The sequence below is a fragment of the Noviherbaspirillum sp. genome, from assembly GCF_036846085.1.
GTDB lineage: Bacteria > Pseudomonadota > Gammaproteobacteria > Burkholderiales > Burkholderiaceae_D > Noviherbaspirillum.
The window spans coordinates 1-24,529 of sequence record NZ_DAIUCO010000015.1 but is presented as its reverse complement, the minus strand read 5'-3'; the positions used below and the strand labels follow the sequence as shown (position 1 = coordinate 24,529).

The 24,529-nt window shown below is 58.0% G+C and carries 23 protein-coding genes; 9 read left to right on the top strand and 14 right to left on the bottom strand.

Features of this window, described 5'->3' with window-relative positions; all coding sequences use genetic code 11:
• Positions 1-39: 39 nt before the first annotated feature.
• The 7 genes from V7080_RS03210 (at position 40) to yacG (ending at position 6,295) form a co-directional block, all read left to right on the top strand.
• A complete protein-coding gene (locus V7080_RS03210) occupies positions 40-351 on the top strand; it encodes a c-type cytochrome (protein ID WP_334186971.1) in 312 nt (103 codons plus the stop codon).
• Positions 352-718: 367 nt separating this feature from the next.
• A complete protein-coding gene (gene pilB / locus V7080_RS03205; protein WP_334186954.1) occupies positions 719-2,404 on the top strand; it encodes a type IV-A pilus assembly ATPase PilB in 1,686 nt (561 codons plus the stop codon).
• A 14-nt stretch (positions 2,405-2,418) separates the two neighbouring features.
• Positions 2,419-3,651, top strand: a complete 1,233-nt coding sequence (locus V7080_RS03200; protein ID WP_334186953.1) for a type II secretion system F family protein — start codon at positions 2,419-2,421, stop codon at positions 3,649-3,651.
• A gap of 32 nt (positions 3,652-3,683) precedes the next feature.
• Positions 3,684-4,517, top strand: a complete 834-nt coding sequence (locus tag V7080_RS03195) for a prepilin peptidase (protein ID WP_442947171.1) — start codon at positions 3,684-3,686, stop codon at positions 4,515-4,517.
• Positions 4,518-4,520: 3 nt separating this feature from the next.
• Complete coding sequence (gene coaE, locus V7080_RS03190) at positions 4,521-5,153, top strand: dephospho-CoA kinase (RefSeq protein ID WP_334186951.1); 633 nt, start codon at positions 4,521-4,523, stop codon at positions 5,151-5,153.
• Positions 5,154-5,238: 85 nt separating this feature from the next.
• The gene (zapD, locus tag V7080_RS03185; protein ID WP_334186950.1) at positions 5,239-5,994 is read left to right on the top strand and encodes a cell division protein ZapD; all 756 of its coding nucleotides are present in this window, start codon (positions 5,239-5,241) and stop codon (positions 5,992-5,994) included.
• A gap of 112 nt (positions 5,995-6,106) precedes the next feature.
• Positions 6,107-6,295 carry a DNA gyrase inhibitor YacG gene (gene yacG, locus V7080_RS03180; protein WP_334186949.1) on the top strand — a complete coding sequence of 63 codons (189 nt, stop codon included), beginning with the start codon at positions 6,107-6,109 and terminating at the stop codon, positions 6,293-6,295.
• Here the strand turns inward: yacG and V7080_RS03175 are convergent, their stop codons facing one another.
• From V7080_RS03175 to V7080_RS03155, 5 genes are all read right to left on the bottom strand, one after another.
• Positions 6,296-6,718 carry an NUDIX domain-containing protein gene (locus V7080_RS03175; protein WP_334186948.1) on the bottom strand — a complete coding sequence of 141 codons (423 nt, stop codon included), beginning with the start codon at positions 6,716-6,718 and terminating at the stop codon, positions 6,296-6,298.
• A gap of 3 nt (positions 6,719-6,721) precedes the next feature.
• Positions 6,722-7,603: an ATP-binding protein gene (locus V7080_RS03170; protein ID WP_334186947.1), complete on the bottom strand. Its 882-nt coding sequence runs from the start codon at positions 7,601-7,603 to the stop codon at positions 6,722-6,724.
• Between the two features lie 12 nt (positions 7,604-7,615).
• Positions 7,616-8,854 carry a bifunctional glutamate N-acetyltransferase/amino-acid acetyltransferase ArgJ gene (argJ, locus tag V7080_RS03165; protein ID WP_334186946.1) on the bottom strand — a complete coding sequence of 413 codons (1,239 nt, stop codon included), beginning with the start codon at positions 8,852-8,854 and terminating at the stop codon, positions 7,616-7,618.
• Positions 8,855-9,012: 158 nt separating this feature from the next.
• On the bottom strand, positions 9,013-11,778 hold the full coding sequence (secA, locus tag V7080_RS03160; protein ID WP_334186945.1) for a preprotein translocase subunit SecA: 2,766 nt from the start codon (positions 11,776-11,778) through the stop codon (positions 9,013-9,015).
• A 266-nt stretch (positions 11,779-12,044) separates the two neighbouring features.
• The gene (locus V7080_RS03155) at positions 12,045-13,001 is read right to left on the bottom strand and encodes a M23 family metallopeptidase (RefSeq protein ID WP_334186944.1); all 957 of its coding nucleotides are present in this window, start codon (positions 12,999-13,001) and stop codon (positions 12,045-12,047) included.
• 51 nt (positions 13,002-13,052) lie between these two features.
• On the opposite strand from V7080_RS03155, the gene V7080_RS03150 reads away from it, so the two are divergent.
• Entirely contained in the window at positions 13,053-13,562 is a 510-nt protein-coding gene (locus V7080_RS03150) for a hypothetical protein (protein WP_334186943.1), read from the top strand.
• A 35-nt stretch (positions 13,563-13,597) separates the two neighbouring features.
• On the opposite strand, the gene lpxC is transcribed toward V7080_RS03150, so the two are convergent.
• The 9 genes from lpxC to glpD form a co-directional block, all read right to left on the bottom strand.
• Positions 13,598-14,536 carry a UDP-3-O-acyl-N-acetylglucosamine deacetylase gene (gene lpxC, locus V7080_RS03145; protein WP_334186942.1) on the bottom strand — a complete coding sequence of 313 codons (939 nt, stop codon included), beginning with the start codon at positions 14,534-14,536 and terminating at the stop codon, positions 13,598-13,600.
• 123 nt (positions 14,537-14,659) lie between these two features.
• Entirely contained in the window at positions 14,660-16,144 is a 1,485-nt protein-coding gene (glpK, locus tag V7080_RS03140; RefSeq protein WP_334186941.1) for a glycerol kinase GlpK, read from the bottom strand.
• A gap of 125 nt (positions 16,145-16,269) precedes the next feature.
• Positions 16,270-17,994 carry an ABC transporter substrate-binding protein gene (locus V7080_RS03135; protein WP_334186940.1) on the bottom strand — a complete coding sequence of 575 codons (1,725 nt, stop codon included), beginning with the start codon at positions 17,992-17,994 and terminating at the stop codon, positions 16,270-16,272.
• 81 nt (positions 17,995-18,075) lie between these two features.
• Positions 18,076-18,363: a DUF2160 domain-containing protein gene (locus V7080_RS03130; protein WP_334186939.1), complete on the bottom strand. Its 288-nt coding sequence runs from the start codon at positions 18,361-18,363 to the stop codon at positions 18,076-18,078.
• Position 18,364: 1 nt separating this feature from the next.
• Positions 18,365-19,168, bottom strand: a complete 804-nt coding sequence (locus V7080_RS03125) for a carbohydrate ABC transporter permease (protein WP_334186970.1) — start codon at positions 19,166-19,168, stop codon at positions 18,365-18,367.
• Positions 19,168-20,037, bottom strand: a complete 870-nt coding sequence (locus V7080_RS03120; RefSeq protein WP_334186938.1) for a carbohydrate ABC transporter permease — start codon at positions 20,035-20,037, stop codon at positions 19,168-19,170. The genes V7080_RS03125 and V7080_RS03120 overlap by 1 nt, the downstream gene beginning before the upstream one ends.
• Before the next feature lies 1 nt (position 20,038).
• The gene (locus tag V7080_RS03115; protein ID WP_334186937.1) at positions 20,039-21,130 is read right to left on the bottom strand and encodes an ABC transporter ATP-binding protein; all 1,092 of its coding nucleotides are present in this window, start codon (positions 21,128-21,130) and stop codon (positions 20,039-20,041) included.
• A 2-nt stretch (positions 21,131-21,132) separates the two neighbouring features.
• The gene (locus tag V7080_RS03110; RefSeq protein WP_334186936.1) at positions 21,133-22,233 is read right to left on the bottom strand and encodes an ABC transporter ATP-binding protein; all 1,101 of its coding nucleotides are present in this window, start codon (positions 22,231-22,233) and stop codon (positions 21,133-21,135) included.
• A gap of 141 nt (positions 22,234-22,374) precedes the next feature.
• Positions 22,375-23,901, bottom strand: a complete 1,527-nt coding sequence (gene glpD / locus V7080_RS03105) for a glycerol-3-phosphate dehydrogenase (RefSeq protein WP_334186935.1) — start codon at positions 23,899-23,901, stop codon at positions 22,375-22,377.
• A gap of 151 nt (positions 23,902-24,052) precedes the next feature.
• On the opposite strand from glpD, the gene V7080_RS03100 reads away from it, so the two are divergent.
• A partial coding sequence (locus V7080_RS03100; RefSeq protein ID WP_334186934.1) for a DeoR/GlpR family DNA-binding transcription regulator occupies positions 24,053-24,529 on the top strand: 477 nt, incomplete at its 3' end.

Here is a 24,529-nt window from a genome sequence, read left to right as displayed (position 1 = left end):
AAGACCATCCATGCCTCGTTTGACTTAAGGAACATGTTCATGCGCAAAGTTATGGCTATATGTATAGCGTCCGGCATTCTGCTGTCGCCCGGCGCCGCTCGTGCCGATGCAGACTTGTTCAGGAAATCCAATTGCATGGCCTGTCACGCTGTTGATCAGAAACGGTTTGGACCGTCCCTGAAGGATGTGGCTGCCAAATACAGCGGTGACAGTAGCGCCGTAGACAAACTTGCCAAAAAGATACAGGTCGGCGGTGCTGGCGTGTGGGGTCAAGTGCCCATGCCCCCGCAGCCCCAAATCTCCGATGCGGATGCCAAGATGCTGGCCGAATACATCCTGTCGATCAAGTGATCCTGACTTGTTACCCGGCATGAAACCATGCCACCGATTTGCGACCTTACCGATTGTCACGCCTGGTAGCGCTGCGGGCCGTATCTTGTCGTTCCAAGCACCAATCGAAAACACACATTTAGATCGCTTTTCATACCCTGCTCTTCCTGCCGAACGAATCAACACTTCAAGTAATATCCATAATATTGCTCTTGGAAAACTGTGACATTTACGCCGAGAGCCTTATCAATTCAGCAAGACTAAGTCGCATTACCTTTACAAATCAGATGCCTATAGGCATTATCTAATGGAATTTAGATGATCCTTCGGTAATTTTCCAGCTCAATCTATGGCGGCAGTCCTTCCTAACCCTGCTTCAAGCAGTGCAATGTCCGGTCTCGCGCGGGCGTTGGTTCAAGCCGGCCGAATATCGTCCCAGCAAGCGGAAACGGTCACCAAGCAAGCCGCTTCGGAAAAGATTGCATTCATCGATGCATTGCTCGATAGCCGGGCAATCGATGCACGTACCCTTGCAAGTTTTTGTTCTGAAACTTTCGGGTATCCGATGCTCGATATGTCGGCATTCAATATCAGCCATTTGCCGGACAAGATAATCGATCCAAAGCTGATGCAAAAGCAGAGGGTCATTGCGCTTGCAAAACGCGGGAATAAAGTCGCGGTTGCGATCTCTGATCCAACCAACACCCAGATACTGGACCAGATCAAATTCCAGACCGAGCTCACCGTCGAACCGGTCGTAGTCGAGCACACCCTGCTGCTGCAGCAGCTTGAAAAGCTTGGCCAGAGCGAGAAGCAGAATCTGGAAGAGTTGATGGGGGACGACCTTGACATCGACTTCAATGAAGAAGACATGTCGGGTCAGGTTGACCCCGGGGCATCCGATATTGATGATGCGCCGGTCGTCAAATTCCTGCAAAAAATTCTTCTCGATGCGATCAATATGGGCGCATCGGATTTGCATTTCGAGCCGTTCGAAAAGTTCTACCGGATTCGATTCCGGATTGACGGTGTGCTCCGCGACATCGCGCAGCCGCCGCTCGCGATCAAGGAGAAGCTGGCATCGCGGATCAAGGTGATTTCCAAACTCGATATTTCGGAAAAACGCGTACCGCAGGACGGGCGCATGAAGCTGGTGGTATCAAAAAATCGCGCCATCGACTTCCGGGTGAGCACGCTGCCTACGCTATTCGGCGAAAAGATCGTCATGCGTATTCTCGATGCGACCCAAGCGCAGATGGGCATCGAGTCGCTTGGCTATGATCCGGACCAGAAGGAAATGCTGATGGAAGCGATTCAGCGTCCTTATGGCATGGTCCTGGTGACCGGTCCGACCGGCTCGGGAAAAACGGTATCACTGTACACCTGCCTGAATATTCTCAACAAACCGGGCATCAACATCTCCACGGCGGAAGATCCGGCCGAAATCAATCTGCCTGGCGTGAATCAGGTTAACGTCAACGACCGTGCAGGCCTTACCTTTGCCGTCGCCCTGAAGGCATTCCTGCGGCAGGATCCGGACATCATCATGGTTGGTGAAATTCGCGACCTGGAAACTGCCGACATCGCCATCAAGGCGGCACAAACCGGCCACATGGTGTTTTCGACGCTGCATACCAATGATGCACCGTCGACACTGACACGCCTGATGAACATGGGCGTTGCACCATTCAACATCGCCTCCTCCGTCATCATGATCACCGCGCAGCGCCTTGCGCGCCGTCTCTGCACCTGCAAGCAGGCCGCAGCCATCCCGGACGAAACGCTGATCGAGGCCGGATTCAAGGAAGAGGAACTGGATGGCACTTGGGTACCCTATAAAGCCGTCGGTTGCGAGCGCTGCAGCGGCAGCGGCTATAAAGGTCGCGTCGGCATTTACCAGATCATGCCGATCAGCGAGGACATCGAGCGCATCATTCTCGCCCACGGCACCGCATTGGAGATCGAAGAGCAGGCGCGCAACGACGGCGTAAAAACCCTGCGTGAAGCCGGGCTTGTAAAAGTAAAACAAGGGTTGACAAGTCTTGAAGAAGTGCTCAACTGCACCAACCAATAAAGAAGAGGAAGACCATGGCCACTGCAGGGCGTAAAGTTGCAAGCTCAGGTCAGATCAAGGAAATGATCTTTGCCTGGGAAGGCAAGGACAAGAGCGGCAAAATAATCAAGGGTGAACTTCGCGCCAATGGCGAGGCAAGCGTCAACGTGACCTTGCGGCGCCAGGGCATTCTCGTGACGAAGGTGAAAAAGAAGACCTTCCGCAGCGGGAAAAAGATCACTGAAAAGGACATCAGCCTGTTTACAAGGCAGTTGGCGACGATGATGAAGGCCGGCGTGCCATTGCTGCAATCCTTCGATATTGTTGCGAAGGGCCATGCGAACCCTTCCGTTGCCAAGCTGATCCAGGACATCCGCTCGGATGTGGAAACAGGCAGCAGCCTGAATCAGGCGTTCCGGAAATTTCCGCTGTATTTCGATAATCTTTTCTGCAATCTCGTCGCGGCCGGTGAACAGGCCGGTATTCTGGAAGATCTGCTGACCCGCTTGGCGATCTACAAGGAGAAAACGCTCGCCATCAAAGCCAAGATCAAATCTGCGTTGTTTTACCCGGTGTCGATTCTGGTCGTCGCTTTTGTCGTGACGGCCGTGATCATGATCTGGGTCGTTCCGGCGTTCAAGGAAGTGTTCAAGAGCTTTGGTGCGGACCTGCCGGCGCCGACCCTCATCGTGATGTCGATCTCCGACTTCTTTGTCGCTTACTGGTATCTCATTTTCGGGTCCATCTTTACCACCTTGTACTTGTTCTTCCAGTCATGGAAGCGCTCCTACAAAGTGCAGCGCTTCATGGACAAGACGCTGTTGCAGGCGCCCATATTCGGCAGCGTGATCCGAAAGGCAACCATCGCGCGCTGGACCAGGACCCTGGCAACGATGTTCGCCGCCGGCGTTCCACTGGTGGAGTCCCTTGATTCAGTTGGCGGCGCATCAGGAAACGCCGTGTACATGGATGCGACGAAGAAAATCCAGACCGAGGTGAGTACGGGGACGAGCCTGACGGTCGCCATGCAGAATGCCGACGTGTTTCCGAATATGGTGACGCAGATGGTTTCGATCGGCGAAGAGTCCGGTGCCCTGGACCAGATGCTGAGCAAAGTAGCCGATTTTTATGAGGCGGAAGTGGATGAGGCCGTGGCCTCGCTCTCCAGCCTGATGGAGCCGCTGATCATGGCCATTCTGGGCGTGCTGATCGGCGGCCTGGTGATTGCAATGTATTTGCCTATCTTCAAACTCGGCGCAGTTGTGTAATGGAGGGCGCCGTACTCTTTGCCGCGCCCGGCATGCTGATATCCACAGTGTATGCCGGCGTTATCGGGTTGCTGATAGGCAGTTTTCTCAACGTCGTGATTCACCGCCTGCCGCGCATGATGCAGCGCGAATCCGACAATTATGTTGCCCATGAAAGCGGCAAGCCATTGCCGCATACCGACCGCTATAATCTGATGGTGCCCCGTTCCGCCTGTCCGCATTGCGGGCACCGGATCAGTGCACTTGAAAATGTGCCAGTGATCAGTTATCTGGCCTTGCGCGGCAAATGCAAGCAATGCAAGGCACCGATTTCTGCCCGATACCCAGCCATCGAACTGCTGACAGGCGCCCTGTCGGCATTCGTGATCTGGCGTTTCGGTAGCGGCATGGCGGGTCTTGCGACGCTGTTGTTCATCTATTTCCTGATTGCGATGACATTCATCGATGCAGACACGCAATTATTGCCCGACGATCTGACGTTGCCGCTTCTCTGGTGCGGTCTGCTTTTTAATATGAACGGCTTATTCGTGCCGTTGGACGAGGCGGTGATCGGCGCGGTCGCCGGATACCTGAGCCTGTGGAGCGTGTATTGGCTGTTCAAGCTCGCGACCGGCAAGGAAGGCATGGGCTACGGCGATTTCAAACTCTTGGCGGCACTGGGTGCATGGATGGGATGGAAAATGCTGCCGATTATCATCCTGCTGTCATCGGTCGTTGGCGCAATCGTTGGTATTTCCCTGATTGTCTTCACCAAGCGCGGCCGCGACAATCCGATTCCCTTTGGCCCGTATCTGGCGGTGGCCGGCCTGATCGCCTTGTTATACGGAAAATCGCTCACGCAAGCCTATCTCGGCTTTGCGATCTAGATCATGGCTGCATCAGAACATTCAAACGCACGATTTTCAGTCGGATTGACCGGTGGCATAGGAAGCGGCAAGACAACGGTATCCGACATGTTCGCCGATCGGGGGGCTGCGGTAATTGATACCGACAAGATCGCGCATGCATTAACCGCACCGGGTGGCATTGCAATTCCGGCCATACATGCCCAATTCGGCGAAGCGTTTCTGACTGCCGACGGCGCGATGGACAGGGCAAAGGTGCGTGAATATGTATTCGCACAGCCGGAAGCAAAAGCGCGTCTGGAAGCGATACTTCATCCTATGATCCGGATCGAAACGGAGCGGGCTGCCGCCGAAGCGGAAGGTGCTTACCTGCTGTTCGTCGTACCTTTGCTGGTCGAATCGGGTTCCTGGAAGCAGCGGGTCAAGCGTGTCCTCGTCGTTGATTGTCCCGAGTCGCTGCAGGTCCAGCGCGTGGTTCGACGCAGCGGATTAAGCGAAGCACAGGTGTACGCGATCATGGGAGCACAAACGACACGCACCGAACGATTGGCCGCCGCCAACGACGTCATCGTCAATGATGACGGTACCGATGCATTGCAACCGCAAGTGGATAGACTCCATGCACTGTACCTGTCGATGAGTTCCGCCCGGTCATAGTAGTCGGGCAGGCATTTGTAATTTTTCATCGCTTCGTTCAGAATCACGTAATTGTCGTTCAGCCGAACTATTAAGGGATGCCACTTTGATCATCTACGAATACCCTTTCAATGAGCGTATTCGCACTTTGTTGCGGCTTGAAGACTTGTATGAAAAATTCGTTTTTTTTCTATACCAGGAACATCCGCAGCAGCATCACATCGCGCTCTCCACGATTTTTGAAATGCTCGAGGTCGCCGGCAGGGCGGATCTGAAATCGGACCTGCTGCAGGAACTCGAGCGGCAGAAGCAGACACTGCTCGGCTTCAAAACCAATCCCAATGTCGAAGCCGAGCGGCTTGATGCCGTGCTGGCCGATGTCGATCGCAGCAGCGCCGCCTTGATGGCGGCACAGGGCAAAACCGGACAGAACGTCCGTGACAATGAATGGCTGATGAGCATTCGCGGACGGACGATCATTCCGGGCGGCGCCTGCGAATTCGACTTGCCGTCCTACTATGCCTGGCAGCAGCATTCGGCGCAGCAACGCTTCAACGATATCTCGAACTGGTTCGCACCGCTGGCACCGCTCTTCGATGCGATAGGCGTGGTGCTGCGCCTGTTGCGGGAGTCGGGTCGTTCCACCAAGACCATCGCGCAGGCTGGCAACTACCAGCAGATGTTGCAGGGCAAGGTCTACCAGATGCTGAGGCTGACGATTGATGAAAATCTGGGTGCCATCCCCGAAATATCGGCAAACAAATACATGCTGTGGGTGCGTTTCACTTCCCAGGACGGCGACATGAAGCCGAAGTCATACGAAAACGACGTCCCTTTCGAGCTCACGCTCTGTAATTTCTGAACACGGCTTTGCCCTGCCTTCGCGCAGCAGCCAATATACAAGTACGGCGTCTGCAAAACTTTTTCCGCCAACTATAATGATCGCCTTACTGAACTGATGTTTTGGAGGTTCCATGGCAACCATGGTGGATTGTCCGACGTGCGGAAAAAAAGTGGAGTGGTCCGAGCAGAGCAAATTTCGCCCTTTCTGCTCCGACCGGTGCAAGCAAATCGATCTTGGCGCGTGGGCCGAGGAAAAGTATGCAATTCCTGCAGTGACACCGCCGAAGGATTTCGACGACGACAGCATCCCGCCACAATAATCAATCGTGCGCCGCTGATCCGTAACGCAGTCGATCAAGCCATTCAATGAGAGGAATCGTCGCGGGAAGCAAGGGTTCCACACCCACGCTTCCCTGCCAGGCAAACGCTTGACCTTCAAGGCTTTGGGGTTCACCCTGCCACTCGCGACTGATGTAGAAATGCAGGCGTACATGGGCATGTGGATAGACATGCTCGACACAGCACCAAGGCTCGCCGGAAACAAGCACGATCCCCAGCTCTTCGACGAATTCCCGCTTGAGTGCCTCGAAAATCGATTCGTCGGCCTCGACTTTCCCGCCAGGGAACTCCCAGTATCCGGAATACGGCTTTCCGTCGGGCCGCTGGCCGAGCAATACATCGCCGTTCTGCTTCATGAGGATGCCAACCGCCACATCAATCGGCGCAACAGGATCAGACGCCATCGATCAGCTGGCCGACTCGGCAATCCGGCCGGCATGGTCTTTTGCGAACTGCCAGGCGACCCTTCCCGACCGTGAACCGCGCTGCAGCGCCCACCTCAACGCATCGCCCCGCGCTGCGTCCACCTGTTGCGCATTGCATCCGAAATGTGCCAGCCAGTGCGCAACGATAGACAGATAATCGTCTTGCTTGAACGAGTAAAACGAGACCCATAATCCGAACCGCTCGGACAGGGAGATCTTTTCCTCGACGGTTTCGCCGGGATGGAGATCGCCATCTTCGGTATGGGTATAGGTGGCGTTGTCGGACATCCGTTCCGGCATCAGATGGCGGCGATTCGACGTTGCATAGATCAGCACATTGTCGGATTGCGCGGCAATACTGCCGTCGAGCGCAACCTTCAATGCCTTGTAGCCACTCTCGCCTTCCTCGAACGACAGATCGTCGCAAAAAATGATGAAGCGCTCCGGGCGGCTCGCCACCAGGTCAACGATATCCGGCAAATCCGCCAGATCGTCCTTGTCGACCTCGATCAGCCTCAGCCCATGCTCTGCATACTGATTGAGGCATGCCTTGATCAACGATGATTTTCCGGTACCGCGCGCACCGGTCAGCAAGACATTGTTCGCCGGCTTGCCATGTACGAATTGCCGGGTGTTTTGTTCGATCTGCTGCTTTTGCACATCGATGTGATGCAGATCCGACAGCGCAATCGGCGCAATATGTCCGACCGGCTGCAGATATCCACGGCTGTTGCCTGCGGCTTTTCGCCAGCGGAAGGCATGTCCCGCATTCCAGTCGGGCTGTGATCCCGCCTGGGGCAGGATCGCTTCGATACGCGCCAGCAGGGCTTCGGCGCGGACAAGAAATTGATCGAGCTGTGTCATGTCCGACCCGGATCAGGAGCGGTAATCCGCGTTGATGCTGACATAGTCATGCGACAGATCGCAGGTCCAGATCGTGGCGGAGGCGTCGCCGCGCGCCAGCTTGACGCGGATCGTGATTTCGCTTTGCTTCATCACCCGCTGACCGTCGGCTTCCTGGTAATCGGGATGACGTCCGCCATTGCGAGCCACCCATACATCATCGAGATACAGGTTCAGTTTTGACACGTCGAGATCGTCGATGCCGGCATAGCCAATCGCCGCGAGGATGCGTCCGAGATTCGGATCAGACGCGAAAAACGCGGTCTTCACCAGCGGCGAATGGCCAATCGAGTACGCGATCTTCCGGCACTCCTCGACGCTCGCTCCCTCCTCGACCGTGATGGTCATGAACTTGGTGGCGCCCTCGCCGTCGCGAATGATGAGCTGGGCAAGCTCCTGCGACAGCGCAATCACTGCCTCGGACAGCGCGGCATATTCCGGCGAATCCATATCATTGACGTCGACATCCGATGCGCCGGTCGCCATCAGAATGAAAGAGTCGTTTGTCGACGTATCGCCGTCGATCGTAATGCAGTTGAAGGACTTGTCAGCCGCAACCTTTACCAGGTGATCCAGAACGGGCTGGGCTACTTTGGCATCCATGGCGACGAATCCCAGCATGGTGGCCATGTTCGGCTTGATCATCCCCGCGCCCTTGCTGATTCCGGTAAGAGTGATTGTTTTACCGTTGATCTCGACCGTGCGCGACGCCGCTTTTGGCAGGGTGTCGGTCGTCATGATCGCCTCGGCGGCGTGGTACCAGTTATCCGCTTTCAGATTGGCGATAGCCTTCGGCAATCCCGCCTTGATGCGGTCGACCGGCAATGGCTCAAGGATGACACCGGTTGAGAAAGGCAGGATTTGCGATGCGCCGCAGCCCAGCAAATCCGCCAGGGCCGCACAGCTTGCATTCGCATTCGCCAGGCCCGCTTCGCCGGTGCCTGCATTGGCATTGCCGGTATTGATCACCAGCGCGCGGATCGGTGCGTTGGAGATACGCATGCCTTCCAGATGCGCCTTGCACACCTGGACCGGCGCCGCGCAAAACCGGTTCAGCGTGAAAACGCCCGCGACGGTGGCGGTCGGAGCGAGCGTCATTACCAGCAGGTCCTTGCGGTTCGCCTTGCGTATGCCCGCCTCCGCAAACCCGAGCTCGATGCCGGGAACAGGTTTGAGATTGGCGGGTACCGGGACTGGAAAATTGACGGCCATGGCAGTGTTGGAAGTTGGTTGATAAACAGGATGGCTATTGTAGATCAGCAGAGTCGATTGCAGCTTGCAGGCCGCACTGCTTTTCAAAACAGGAAGGGCCGGGATTATCCGGCCCTTCAATGGAAACTACGATGGCATCGTCCGCAGTATCAAGCGAATCAGGCAAGTTTGCCGTGACATTGCTTGTATTTCTTCCCGCTGCCGCACGGACAAGGATCGTTGCGGCCGACTTTCGGCAATGCATTCACTTGTGACTGGCTTCGCGTCTCCCCGGCGTCGGCCGTCGGGGCAAGCAGTTCCTCCGGCGCCGCGTCCGGATTGAAGTCCGCATGCTGGAAATGGAGGTTTTCAACATGGGATTGCGCCAGTTGCTGCTCGGCGGCATCGATCTCTTCCCGGGTCTGGATCCTGACCGTCATCACGATACGGACGACTTCGTTCTTGATCATGTCCAGCATCTGGCCAAAGAGGGCGAATGCTTCGCGCTTGTACTCCTGCTTCGGATTTTTCTGCGCATAGCCCCGCAGGTGAATACCTTGGCGCAGATGGTCCAATGCGGCAAGATGTTCCCGCCAATGGGTATCGACACTTTGCAGCATCACGCTGCGCTCGAAGCCGGCGAAAGCATCCTTGCCGATGACCTCGACCTTGGTGTTGTATGCATCCGTGGCCGCTTTCTGCACCCGCTCCAGCAAATCCTCATCCGTCAGGTTGGGATCGGCTTCCAGCATGGCGGCAAGCGGCACGTCGAGCTGCCATTCGCTGGCCAGCGCCGCTTCGAGCGATTTGATGTCCCATTGCTCCTCCACCGATTCTTCCGGAACATGCTCGCGGAACAGGTCGGTGAAGACCCCCTGGCGCAGGGAAGCGATCAGTTCGGAGACGTCCTTCGTCTCGAGCAGCTCATTCCGCTGCTGGTAGATCACCTTGCGCTGGTCGTTGGCGACGTCGTCGTATTCAAGCAATTGCTTGCGAATGTCGAAGTTGCGCGCCTCGACCTTGCGCTGGGCGGACTCGATGGAGCGGGAGACGATACCGGCTTCGATCGGCTCGCCTTCGGGCATCTTGAGGCGGTCCATGATCGCGCGGACGCGATCGCCGGCGAAGATGCGAAGCAGTGGATCATCAAGCGAAAGATAGAACCGCGACGATCCGGGATCGCCCTGGCGTCCGGAACGGCCGCGCAACTGGTTGTCGACCCGGCGCGATTCATGGCGCTCGGTGCCGATGATGTGCAAACCGCCCGCGGACACCACATGATCGTGCAGCGATTGCCATTCATCCCGCAACTTCTGCGCCTGCTGCTGCTTGTCGCTGTCGCTCAGGCTCTCGTCGGCCTCGATGAGTTGTATCTGCTTCTCGACATTGCCGCCGAGGACGATATCGGTACCCCTCCCCGCCATGTTGGTGGCGATGGTAATCATTTTCGGCCGGCCGGCCTGGGCGACGATTTCCGCCTCCCGCGCATGCTGCTTCGCATTCAGGACGTTATGCGGCAACGATGCGCCCTTCAGGATGCCGGATAAGAGTTCCGAGTTTTCAATCGACGTGGTACCGACAAGCACCGGCTGACCGCGTTCGTAGCAATCCTTTATGTCGATCAGCATTGCATTGTATTTTTCCTGCGCGGTCTTGTAGACCTGGTCCTGCCTGTCCTTGCGCTGGCTTGGCCTGTTGGGTGGAATGACCACGGTTTCAAGGCCATAGATCTCCTGGAACTCGTATGCTTCCGTGTCCGCAGTGCCGGTCATCCCCGCAAGCTTGCCGTACATGCGGAAGTAATTCTGGAAAGTGATCGAGGCCAGCGTCTGGTTTTCGTTCTGGATCTTGACGCCTTCCTTGGCTTCCACTGCCTGGTGCAGGCCATCGGACCACCGGCGTCCTGTCATCAGGCGGCCGGTAAATTCGTCGACGATGATGATTTCATTGTTCTGCACCACGTAATGCTGGTCCTTGTGGAACAGCGTATGTGCACGCAATGCGGCGTACAGGTGATGGATCAGCGTGATATTGGCGGCGTCGTAGAGCGAGGCGCCTTCCGGCAGCAGGCCCATGCGTGTCAGTATCTGCTCGGCCTTTTCATGCCCGGCTTCCGTCAGGAGCACCTGGTGCGATTTCTCGTCTTTCGTGTAGTCGCCGGGCACTTCGATCTTGCCCTTGCCATCCGGCGTTTCCTCGCCAACCTGCAGGGTCAGCAGCTTGGGTACTTCATTGATCTTGAGATACAGGTCGGTATGGTCTTCCGCCTGGCCGGAAATGATGAGCGGCGTACGCGCTTCATCGATCAGGATCGAGTCGACCTCGTCGACGATGGCGAAATTGAGGCTGCGCTGGACCCGATCCGCGGAGTCATACACCATGTTGTCACGCAGGTAATCGAAACCGAATTCGTTGTTGGTTCCGTAGGTAATGTCGGACGCATATGCCTGCTGCTTGATGTCGTGTTCCATCTGCGACAGGTTGACCCCGGTGGTCAGCCCGAGCCACCCGTACAGCCTGCCCATCCACTCCGCATCGCGCTGGGCCAGGTAGTCATTGACGGTGATGACATGCACGCCTTTGCCGGCCAGGGCATTCAGGTACACCGCGAGCGTTGCCATCAGGGTTTTGCCTTCACCGGTGCCCATTTCGGCGATCTTGCCGAAATGCAGCACCATGCCGCCGATCAACTGGACGTCGAAGTGACGCATTTTCAGGACCCGCCGGCTTGCTTCCCGGCACACCGCAAAGGCTTCAGGCAAGAGTGCGTCAAGGGTTTCGCCATTGGCGATCCGCTGCTTGAACTCCGGCGTCTTTGCCTGCAACTCGGCATCGGACAGCTTTTCCATTGCCGGCTCGAGCGCATTGATTTCACGGACGGTTTTTTGATACTGCTTGATCAGTCGCTGATTGCGGCTTCCGAAAATCTGGGTCAGTAATGACATGCTTGAATTTTAAAAAATGCGCCGTAAAAACACCCGTGCAAGTATTACATCGGTTGCCGGGACGGAGTTTGGTAAATTGCGGATTTTATCATGGGGTCTTGGCGAGGCTGGCCATCATGAAACCGCTGGCGCAAAATGCTTGCGCAAACGCATGCGTCCTGGGCGTCGACGCCTAATGACTTGGTGGGATATGAGGCTTGATTCCGCGGAAACAATATGGGCGCACGCAAAAAGCGCCGCTTTGACCTGCCGTGCGAGCAATGGGATCAATAGGCCTGCATCGCGATCGTTCCGGCTTTCGTCCGGTCTCCACCGGCCGAAAGGAACTTGTGCGGGTCTTGCTGCACCCCTTTGACCAATACCTCGAAGTGAAGATGGGCTCCCGTGGATCGTCCCGTGGAACCGATGTCGGCGATGTGCTGGCCGCGCTTGACGATGTCGCCGACCTTCTTAAGCAGGCGGGATGCATGGGCGTACCGCGTGACGATGTCGTTGCCATGGTCAATCTCGAGCAGATTGCCGTATTGATGATGATATTCCGCGGCGATTACCACGCCGCCTGCCGCAGCCACAATCGGCGTTCCGGTCGGCGATGCGAAGTCGATACCTTCATGAAATGCATTCCGGCCGGTAAAGGGGTCCAATCGCCAGCCAAAGCCGGACGCGTTATAGCCGACATTGACCGGCTGTATGGTAGGGAGCAGTTTTGACCGGATTTTATGGCTCATCAGCGTGGTTTCGACCACGTTCATGTAGTCTGCCCGGTTTTCGACATCCCTGGCCATGGCGTCCAGCGCCCGCTGGAATTCGCTCATGCTGAGCGGCTCGACCTGGGGGGTCTTTTCAACCATGCCGCCCCGGCCAGGCGGCTCCCGGAAGTTGAACTCCTGCGGTTTCACTCCCGCCAAACCCTGTACGCGTTCGCCGAGCGCATCAAGGCGCATCAGCTGGGCCTGCATTTCCCCGAGCTTGATTGCCATTGCCGCCAAATTCTCCTTGATGTATCTGTCTTTCTTGCTGCTGTCGTCCTGCGGAGCAGATACTGCCAGGGCTTCCATGAAGGGGAATTTGAGTCGGGCGGCGTGCTGGATGGTGAGGTAATACAGCAGCGATGCTGCCATGACAACCGACAGGATAAACATCATTACTGCCAAGGCGAGATGCCGATGGGTCAAGGTGACCGTCTTTGTCTTGAACCGCGGGTGCAGCAATATCACTTGCATGTCGCCTCCTCTGACTCGTCTATCGCGGATGAGGTGTGATAAGGTTTGAGCATGACTCGCCCAACCTCATTCTCTAATTTTCGGCCGGCCCCAAAGTCTGCTCAATCTTCACGGCAGACGACGAAAGGCGCCTCGGATTTTTTGCGTTCGCACGACAGGATGGCTGTCCTGCTGCCATCTGTGGCACGCATGATCGCGTTGCAAAAAGATTGCGCGACGATCCTGCCTACTATATTCGATACGTCCAATGTGCTGCAATTCGATTCCGGTCAACTGGTTCTGTCCGTACCGAATGCCGCGCTTGCTGCAAAACTCAAACAACAACTGCCAAAGTTGCAAGACAGCCTGATCAAAAAGGGATGGCAGGTTAATGCAATCCGCTTGAAAGTACAAGTCTCCCGCCCCCAGGAGAGACCGGTTGCGGAGAAGCGCCTTGTACTGCCGACACGCGCAGTTTCCGCCCTGGATACCTTGAATAACGAACTCGAAGATTCGCCGCGCAACGCGGCGCTGCGCGCTGCCATCGCAGCAATGGTGAAGCGGCACAGACAACCGGAATAGTCTTCAAGCGCATCAATCGCCATGAAAATGAGCGATCAGATCAGGGCCCATTCCTGCCCGGCCTGATGGGCATATGCGCGCGGCGCGGCCTCGGCAACGTCGAAGGTCACGATCTCATACGCATCCGGCTGTTCCAGCAGCGCCCGCAGCAACAGATTGTTGAGAGTGTGGCCGGATTTGTGGGCGGTGTACGATGCCAGCAAAGGATGACCGACGAGGTAAAGGTCACCGATCGCATCGAGGATCTTGTGACGGACGAATTCATTTTCATAGCGAAGCCCGTCCGGATTCAGTATCCGGTATTCATCCATGACGATCGCATTTTCGAGTGAGCCGCCGCGTATCAGGCCCATGCCCCGCAGGGTTTCGACGTCCTGCATGAATCCGAAGGTCCGTGCGCGGGAGATTTCACGTACATAGGACTCGACGTCGAAATCGATCTCGGCATTCTGCCCGGTCACGTCGACTGCCGGATGCTTGAATTCGATGAAGAACTTCAACTTGAATCCGTTATACGGATCGAGCCTTGCCCACTTCACGTTGTCGCCGCTGCCTTCGCGTACTTCCACCTGCTTCTTGACGCGGATGAATTTCTTGGGCGCGTTCTGTTCCTGCAGGCCGGCCTGCTGGAGCAGGAAAACGAAGGAGGATGCGGAGCCGTCCATGATCGGGATTTCTTCCGCAGTGACGTCGACATAAAGATTGTCGATCCCGAGGCCGGCACAGGCGGACATCAGGTGCTCGACGGTGGAGACTTTGGCGCCGCCGCGATTGTCCAGCGTGGATGCCATGCGGGTATCGCCGACGCCGGTCGCGCTTGCCGGCAGATCGACCGGAGGATTGAAATCCACGCGGCGGAATACGATGCCGGTATCGGGCGCAGCCGGGCGCAAGGTCAGTTCGACCTTGGTACCCGAATGCAGCCCGACGCCGACAGTCCGTACAAGCTGTTTGATTGTGCGTTGTTTTAGCATTATGGAATTATAACAACCGGGTTACATGCCAATTGTGAGCAGTTGTAATCCTGTTGGACGCTCGCCACGCAAATTTATCTATTGAGACAATAGAGGCGAGCCTGCCAATTCCACGCTATGCCGTTATTCCGCCCATCCCCTCGAGCGTTCCACTGCCCGCCGCCATGTTGCCATGCGGGTATCGCGTTCGTCGGCGGACATCGCCGGCTCGAAGCGCCGCTGCACCCGCCATTGCGATGCAATTTCTTCCCGTGATTGCCAGAAACCCACCGCGAGCCCTGCCAGATAGGCTGCGCCGAGGGCAGTTGTTTCCGTGACTTCCGGACGCACCACGGGCACGCCAAGTACATCAGCCTGGAATTGCATAAGCAAATCATTCCTTGCCGCACCGCCATCGACCCGCAATTCCGTCAATGCAATCTTCGAATCCTTTTGCATCGCTTCCAGCACATCGGCGCTTTGATAGGCGATGCTGGCCAGTGTCGCCCTTGCAATATGGGCCTTGGTCGTGCCGCGGGTCATGCCGACGATGGTGCCGCGGGCGTAGGCATCCCAGTAAGGCGTACCAAGACCGGCGAATGCCGGCACGAAAACGACGCCGCCGGTGTCCGGAACGCTCGCAGCAAGCGCTTCGACGTCCGACGAAGCCTGAATGATGCCAAGGCCGTCCCGCAGCCATTGCACCGCTGCGCCGGCCATGAAGACACTGCCTTCCAGCATGTAGTCGGTTTCGTTGCCGCGGGTCCAACCGACCGTGGTAAGCAGGTTATTATGCGATGCAACCGCTTCCTGGCCGGTATGCATCAGCATGAAGCAGCCGGTGCCGTAGGTATTCTTGGCCATGCCGCTTTGGTGGCATGCCTGTCCGAATGTTGCCGCCTGCTGGTCGCCGGCAATGCCGGCAATAGGAATCGGCCTGCCGAACAGGTCGGCACGCGTGTCGGCGATGACGCCGCTGCTGGGAACCACCTCGGGAAGCATGCTTCGCGGAATATCCAGCAGGTTGAGAAGTTCTTCATCCCATTGCAGGGTATGGATATTGAACAATAAGGTGCGTGATGCATTGCTGGTATCGGTAACATGCCGGCCGCTGAGCTGGTAGACAAGCCATGCGTCGATGGTTCCGAATGCCAGTTCGCCCCGTTCTGCGCGCTCGCGCACGCCGGGCACATGATCGAGCAGCCACTTGAGCTTGGTGCCGGAAAAATAGGCATCGATCACCAGCCCGGTTTTCTGCTGGAACAGGGGTGTCTTGCCTTGGGCGCGCAATGCGTCGCAGGTGTCCGCGGTACGGTGATCCTGCCAGACGATCGCGTTGGCGACCGGCTGACCGGTTTTCCGGTCCCATACCAGGGTCGTTTCGCGCTGGTTGGTGATGCCGATCGCGGCCACATCGGCGGCATCGACTTTGTGATCGGCGAGGACCTGACGCGCCACCGCAAGCTGGCTGCGCCATATCTCGCTGGCATCGTGCTCGACCCATCCGGGCTGAGGGAATATCTGGGCGAACTCCTGCTGTGCCATGCCGTGCAGGTGACCGGCATGGTCGAACAGGATTGCACGGGAACTGGTGGTGCCCTGGTCAAGGGCCAGAATGAATTTAGGCATAGTCGGCAACCGTTACATGTAGTTGGCTAAAGCGTTCCCGCAGTAATGCATGCCGGGAATACCGGATGGAAAAAAGCGCGGTGTGGGCCGCGCTTCCTTCCGTCCTGTTTCAGAATGCCACGCTGTTACTTCACGCGGCCTTCTTTCCATGCCTGCAACAGCTTGTCGTAGGCAATCGTTTCACCTTTCGGCTTTTCGTTCGCCAGCTTCTTCCATGGGGCGCCGGTATCGGACAGGTACTTGTTCGGATCACCCTTCGCGTTGAGCTTCGGCGCGCAGTTCTTCATGCCGGCACGCTGCAGACGCGACATCACCTGATCCATCTCTTCTGCCAGGTTGTCCATCGCGGCCTGTGGCGTCTTTTCGCCGGTGACCGCGGTGGCGACGTTTTTCCACCAGAGCTGCGCCAGCTTCGGATAATCAGGCACGTTGGTGCCGGTCGGTGTCCATGCAACCCGTGCCGGGCTGCGATAGAACTCGATCAGGCCGCCGTACTTCGCCGCATTCTTGGTGAAGTACTCATGACGGATATCGGAATCGCGCACGAAGGTCAGGCCGACGATGGACTTCTTCAGCGACGTGGTCTTCGCATTCACGAACTGCGCATACAGCCAGGCGGCAGCCTTGCGGTCGTCCGGCGTGGACTTGAAGAAGGTCCAGGAGCCGACGTCCTGGTAGCCGTTCTGCATGCCTTCCTTCCAGTACGGTCCATGCGGGCCGGGCGCCATGCGCCACTTCGGCGTGCCGTCCTGGTTGATCACCGCCTGCGCCTTGGTCATCGGCGCGGTGAACGCGGTGTACCAGAAAATCTGCTGCGCAATTTCACCCTGTCCAGGGACCGGGCCGGCTTCGGAGAACGTCATGCCGTTCGCCTGGGGCGGCGCATACTTCTTCATCCAGTCGACGTACTTCGTCAATGCATAGACCGCCGCCGGCGAGTTGGTGGCGCCGCCGCGCGAGACCGATGCGCCGACCGGGGTGCACTTGTCGTCGGCGACACGGATGCCCCACTCGTCGACCGGCATGCCGTTCGGGATGCCCTTGTCGGCGGTACCGGCCATCGACAGCCAGGCGTCGGTGAAACGCCAGCCCAGCGACGGATCCTTCTTGCCGTAGTCCATGTGTCCGAAAACTTTCTTGCCATCGACTTCCTTCACGTCGTTGGTGAAGAAATTCGCGATGTCCTCATAAGCGGACCAGTTGACCGGCACGCCGAGGTCGTAGCCGTACTTGGCCTTGAACTTGTCCTTCAGGTCCTTTCGCTCGAACCAGTCTGCACGGAACCAGTAGAGGTTGGCGAACTGCTGGTCGGGCAGCTGGTACAGCTTGCCATCCGGCGCGGTCGTGAAGCTGGTGCCGATGAAATCCTTGATATCCAGTTGCGGATTGGTGAACTCCTTGCCCTTGCCTGCCATGTAGTCGGACAGCGGCTCGATCGCGCCATAGCGGTAGTGTGTGCCGATCAGGTCGGAATCGGAAATCCAGCCGTCGTAAATGCTCTTGCCGGATTGCATGGAGGTCTGCAGTTTTTCAACCACGTCACCTTCCTGGATCAGGTCGTGCTTGACGCGGATGCCGGTGATTTCCTCGAAGGCCTTGGCCATGGTCTTGGATTCGTACACGTGGGTGTCGATGGTTTCCGACACCACGTTGATTTCCTTGACGCCCTTTGCCTTGAGCTTGTTGGCCGCTTCGATGAACCATTTCATCTCGTCCATCTGTTGCTGCTTGCTCAGGGTCGATGGCTGGAATTCCTGATCCACCCATTTTTGTGCCGCGTTCATGTCAGCCCAGGTTGCACCGGAGGCTAGCATCGCGGCAGCCGCTAACGCCGTCAGTTTCAGTCTCATATCTCCACCTTTTTATAGCCTTCCCATGGACATAAACACACGATGGAGGGAAAGGAACCCACCGTGCGCCGAAACGCGGGTTCAACCCCAGCGCATCAAAACCAGTAACACGACAAATCCCACGATCGCGCCTATCCACTGAGCGAGGTCGGTCAGCCCGGTCCACGCGAGATTGACGTAGGCGGCCGTCAGCAAGCCGATGAACAGGCGGTCGCCGCGGGTAGTCGGGATCGGCAGGAAGCCCTTGCGCTCGATGCTCGGCGAACGCAGCTGCCATATCGTCATTCCGATCAGCATCAGGACGATGCACGTGAAAAATATTGCCACGGGCGGCGTCCAGGCCATCCATGAAAACACGTTGCTTTCCATCTCACACCCTCCCCATCGCAAAGCCCTTGGCGATGTAATGCCGGACAAACCAGATCACCAGCGCGCCGGGCACGACAGTGAGTACGCCGGCCGCAGCCAGCACGCCCCAGTCCATGCCGGCAGCCGAAACGGTGCGGGTCATGGTCGCGGCGATCGGCTTGGCATTGACCGATGTCAGCGTACGCGCCAGCAGCAGTTCCACCCAGCTGAACATGAAGCAGAAGAACGCGGTCACGCCGACGCCTGCCTTGATCATCGGAAGAAAGATCTTAATGAAAAACTTCGGAAAACTATAGCCGTCGATATAGGCGGTTTCATCGATTTCCTTCGGGATGCCCGACATGAAGCCTTCCAGGATCCAGACAGCCAGCGGCACGTTGAACACCATGTGCGCCAGCGCCACCGCCAGATGGGTATCCATCAGGCCGACTGTCGAATACAACTGGAAGAACGGCAGCAGGAACACCGCCGGCGGTGTCATGCGGTTGGTCAGCAGCCAGAAGAACAGGTGCTTGTCGCCGATGAACGAATAGCGCGAGAACGCGTAGGCGGCGGGCAGCGCAATCGTCACGGACAGCACCATGTTGATGGCGACGTAGATGATCGAATTGATGTAACCGTCGTACCAGGACGGATCGGTGAAGATGGTCTTGAAGTTGTCGAACGTCAGGTTGTTCGGCCACATCGTCAAGGCGCCGACGATTTCCTCGTTCGTCTTCAAGGACATGTTGAGCATCCAGTAGATCGGCAGCAGCGACAGCAGCAGGTAGATCACCAGGATGGGCACGGTAAGGCGTTTTTGCATCATTTTTTATCTCCCGTGCCGACGCGTTGCATCCAGTTGTAGAGTACGAAGCAGAACAGCAGGATGATCAGGAAGTAGATCAGCGAGAATGCCGCCGCCGGTCCGAGGTCGAACTGGCCGACCGCTTTCTGCGTCAGGTACTGTGACAGGAATGTGGTCGCGTTTCCGGGACCGCCGCCGGTCAACACGAACGGTTCGGTATAGATCATGAAACTGTCCATGAAGCGCAGCAGCACCGCGATCATCAGGACGTTGCGCAGCTTCGGCAACTGGATGAAGCGGAACACCGCCCAGCGCGACGCGCCATCGATGCGTGCCGCCTGGTAATAGGCGTCGGGAATCGCGCGCAGCCCGGCGTAACAGAGCAGCACCACCAGCGGCGTCCAGTGCCAGATATCCATTACCAGCACGGTCACCCATGCATCGACGGAATCGCCGGTGTAGTTGTAATCGACGCCCATGCTGTTGACGCCGTAGCCGAGCAGGCCGATATCGCCGCGTCCGAAGATCTGCCAGATTGTGCCGACCACGTTCCAGGGAATTAGAAGCGGCAAGGCGATCAGCACGAGCGACATCGAGGCCTTCCAGCCGTCGGCCGGCATGGTGAGCGCGATCAGGATGCCGAGCGGGATCTGGATCGCGAGCACCGACAGCGAGAAGATCAGTTGCCGGTACAGCGCGCCGTGCAGTTCTTCGTCGCGCATCACCATCTTGAACCACTCGGTACCGACGAAGACGTGCTGTGTCGGACTGAGAATGTCCTGTACGGAGTAATTGACGATCGTCATCAGCGGCAGGATGGCGGAAAACGCCACCGCCAGGATGACGGGGAGAATCAGGAACCAGGCGCGGTTGTTATAGGTTTTCATATCAGGCTACCCGCTTGTCGTTGACGTAATAAAGAGTTCGTTCCGGCGGGAAACGCAACCAGACCTGCTGGCCTGCGCCGGCCGCGAGGTAGCGCATCTTGGCCGCAACGGTATGCGTGCCCACCTTGAACTCCGCCAGGCAGTGGGTGCCGAGATTGCGCAACGAGATCACCGTGGCTGCCAGCGTCCCCTCACCCGGCTGGGCCATGCATTCGACGAATTCCGGCCGGATCCCCAGCGTCACATTGCCGCCGTTGCCTGATGTTTCAGCGGCCGCCCTTGCCGAGGGTGGCAGCGGCAAGCGTCCGCCATCGATATGGATAACGCCGTCCTGCACCGGACAGCTGATCAGGTTCATGCCGGGATTGCCGATGAAGTAACCAACGAAGGTATGCGCCGGCTCTTCGAACAATTCCTGCGCCGTGCCAGCCTGCACCACTTCGCCCTGCGTCATTACCACCACCTTGTCGGCGAAGGTTAGCGCTTCAACCTGGTCGTGGGTCACGTAGATGAGGGACAGCTTCAGTTCATGATGAATTTGCTTGAGCTTGCGGCGCAGCAGCCATTTCAAATGCGGATCGATCACCGTCAGCGGCTCGTCGAAGAGCACGGCGGCGACATCGGGCCGCACGAGTCCGCGGCCGAGGGAGATCTTCTGTTTCGCGTCCGCCGACAAACCGCTGGCGCGGTGCTTGAGTTCCGGCGTCAGCTCCAGCATCTCGGCAATCTGCTCGACGCGGCGATTCACATCGGCACCCTTCCAGCCGCGGTTGCGCAGAGGGAACGCGAGATTGTCGAACACGGTCATCGTGTCGTAGATGACCGGAAACTGGAATACCTGGGCGATGTTTCGGGATTCCGGCGGCAAGGCGGTCACATCCTTGCCGTCGAACAGCACGCGGCCGTGCGAAGGGCGCACCAGGCCCGAGATGATGTTGAGCAACGTGGTCTTGCCGCATCCGGATGGGCCGAGCAAGGCATAGGCGCCGCCATCGTCCCACTGCATGGTCATCGGCCGCAGCGCATAGTCGCTCGGCGTGGCCGGGTTCGGCTTGTAGGCATGTGCCAGGTCAACGAGTTCAATACGGGCCATGCTTATGCTCCAGCGTCGGATCGGTCGGGCGCGAACAGCAGCGCGCCGCCGGGGGCAAACAAAAACAGATCATCCGGGTCGCAGTACATATTGCACTGCGTGCCGATGTCGAGGTTATGCACGCCGGGCAGTTGCGCCACCAGCCCGATCGGGCCGCGGTGCACGTGAATATAGGTTTCCGAACCGCTGATTTCCGCCAGCTCGACTTCGGCGCCGATCGCGATTTCATTTGCATGGCGTGGCGTCAGGCGCAGGCTGTGGGCACGCACGCCAATCATGACCTCATTGTGTCCGGCGATTCCCTGCCGCTGCCGCGGGTTGAGCGGCACCACCAGTCCGGAACCCAGTTGCGCGATGCCGCCGGCATCCACGGTTGCCGGAATCAGGTTGATCGGCGGATCGCTGAAGGTGCGCGCGGTCTGGATGGAATTCGGTGCATTGAAAACGCTCAGGGTATCGCCGTGCTGAAGCAGCCGTCCTTCATGCAGCACCGCGACGTGGCCGCCGAGCTGGAGTGCTTCCAGCGGCTCCGTCGTTGCGTACACAACGGTGGTCTTGCCTTCCGAGAAGAGTTCGGTCAGTTCATTGCGCAATTCCTCGCGCAACTTGTAGTCGAGGTTGACCAGCGGCTCGTCCAGCAGCAGCAGGCCGGCTTCCTTGATCAGCGCACGCGCCAGCGCGGTACGCTGCTGCTGGCCGCCGGACAGTTCGGCGGGCGAGCGTTGCAGGTAGGGCGTGATGTGCAGCCGTTCCGCCATTTCCGTCACGCGCTTGCGGATGGTTTCTTCCGGCAGGCGCTTGATGCGCAGCGGCGACGCGATATTGTCGTACACGGTGAAGGATGGGTAGTTGATGAATTGCTGATACACCATTGCCAGGTCGCGTTCGCGCACCGACACGCCGGTGACGTCGGCGCCACCGGCTAGCACACGGCCGGTCGTCGGCTTGTCGAGGCCGGCCATCAGCCGCATCAGCGATGTCTTTCCTGCCCGCGTCGTGCCCAGCAACACATTGATGGTGCCGGGTACGAGCGCAAGCGATAACGGGTAGATGTGGTGCTCAGCGCCGTATCTGCTGCTGACGTTTTCCAATGCTAGAAGCACAGTGCCTTCCTCCAAAAATTCAACTGGCCGCGCTTGAGTTTTTATGTTGGCGCGGCCGGGGGCGATCCAGGGATGTGGATCGCGCATGCATGTTCTTCCAGGTTGCCGTCGAAAGCCGGGAACCTGCGGGTAATGTGCGTGCTATTCCTTTCCTTGCCCTGCCATCCAGGCGTCGAGCTTTTCTTCCGTTCCCGGCGGCACATGCAGGCCGAGCTTAGACCTGCGCCACAGGACGTCATGGGCGGTGACGGCCCATTCGCGCGTCATCAGGTATTTCACTTCGGCGGCGTACAGCCCTGGTGCGATTTCCTCGCCCATGTCGGAGATCCGGGTGCGTCCGGCCAACAGACGGTCGGTGTAGGTGCCGTAGGCCCGCGCAAACCGCGCGACCAGCTTCGACGGCAGCCATGCATACTTTTTCTGCAATCCTTCCCTGTAGGCGTCGAATTCCAGCACCGAGCGATTGGCCGGCCGGTCGCCGAACAGGTCGCCACCGGGCAGGCAGGCATTGGCCGTCCATGCGCCATGGCGATTGCCCAGCACGCCGGCGACCATGTCCACCGCCTCTTCTGCCAGCTTGCGGAAGGTGGTGATCTTGCCGCCGAAGACGGACAGGAGCGGCGCGCCGCCGTTTTCGAGTTCAAGCCGGTAATCGCGGGTGACGGCCGATGCGCTCGATGCCTCGTCCTCCACCAGCGGACGCACGCCGGAGTACGACCAGATGACATCGGATGGCTTCACCGGGCGGCGGAAATAGCGCTGCGTCAGTTCGCACAGGTAATCGATTTCGGCCTGGTCGATGCCGACCTTGTTGGTGTCGCCACGGTATTCGATATCGGTGGTGCCGACCAGCGTGAAGTCGTTTTCGTAGGGGATGGCAAACACGATGCGGCCATCGGGATTCTGCAGGATGTAGGCATACGGGTGGTCGAACAGCCGCTTGACGACGATATGGCTGCCCTTGATGAGCCGCAGATTCTTGGTCGATTTTTCGCGTGCCGCGCCACGCAGGAATTCGGTCACCCAGGGACCGGTGGCATTCACGATGCAACGCGCATGGACGTCGGTTTCCCGGCCATCCGCCGTGCGCAGTTTCGCCTGCCAGCCCTTGCTGCTTCTCGTGGCCGACTCGCAGATGGTACGGGTCAGGACGGTACCGCCTTTTTCCTTTGCATCCATCGCGTTCAGCACCACCAGGCGAGCATCGTCGACCCACCCGTCCGAGTACACGAAACCGTCGGTGAATTCCGGCTTGAGCGGCTTTCCGGCGTCATGCCTGTGCAGGTTGACCGCCTCCGATCCCGGCAGCAGTTCCCGCCGCGCCAGCCGGTCGTACAGGAAGAGTCCGGCGCGCATCATCCACACCGGGCGCTGGCCTTTATCATGCGGCAGAACGAAGCGCAGTGGCCACATGATGTGCGGCGCGGATCGCAGCAGCACTTCCCGCTCGATCAGGGCTTTGCGCACCAGGCCGAATTCATAGTTTTCCAGATACCGGATACCGCCATGGATGAGCTTGCTCGACGCCGACGAGGTATGCGACGCGAGGTCGTCCTTCTCGCACAGGATGACTGACAGCCCGCGTCCGGCCGCATCGCGCGCGATGCCGACGCCGTTGATACCACCGCCGACGATTAGCAGGTCACAATCCATGTTGTCCAGTCTCATGCGGTTGCCGAAAATGTTTGTAGGTATGGAAACAGGCTAGTAAGATACGACAAAATGCGAAAGCAAATCAACAAATAATTGAGTTTACTTTTTCGTTTCTGTTCGTTTTGATTATTCAGCGCTATTTGATAGTTTGCAAAGGAGAAACGGCATGACCCTTAATCCACGTCAAAGACGGTTGCTGGATGTCGTGAAGCAACGTGTGACGATGTCGGTCGAGGAGCTGGCGCAGCAGCTCGGCGTTACGCCGCAAACCGTCCGGCGCGATGTCAAGCAGATGGAAGAGGCGAAATTGCTGGCCCGCTATCACGGCGGCGTGGGCATGCCGTCGTCGGTGGAGAACATCGATTACAGCCAGCGGCAGGTCATGAATATCGATGCCAAGCGCCGCATCGCAGCCGCGGTGGCGGAGCGCGTGCCACCCGGGTGCTCCCTGCTGATCAATATCGGTACTACGACGGAGGAAGTGGCGCGCGCCCTGACCCGGCACCAGGGATTGCACGTGGTCACCAACAACCTGAACGTCGCGGCGATCCTGGCGGATAACCCCCAATGCGAAGTCATCCTCGCCGGCGGCATGGTGCGTGGCAGGGATCGCGGCATCGTCGGCGAAGCGACCGTCGATTTC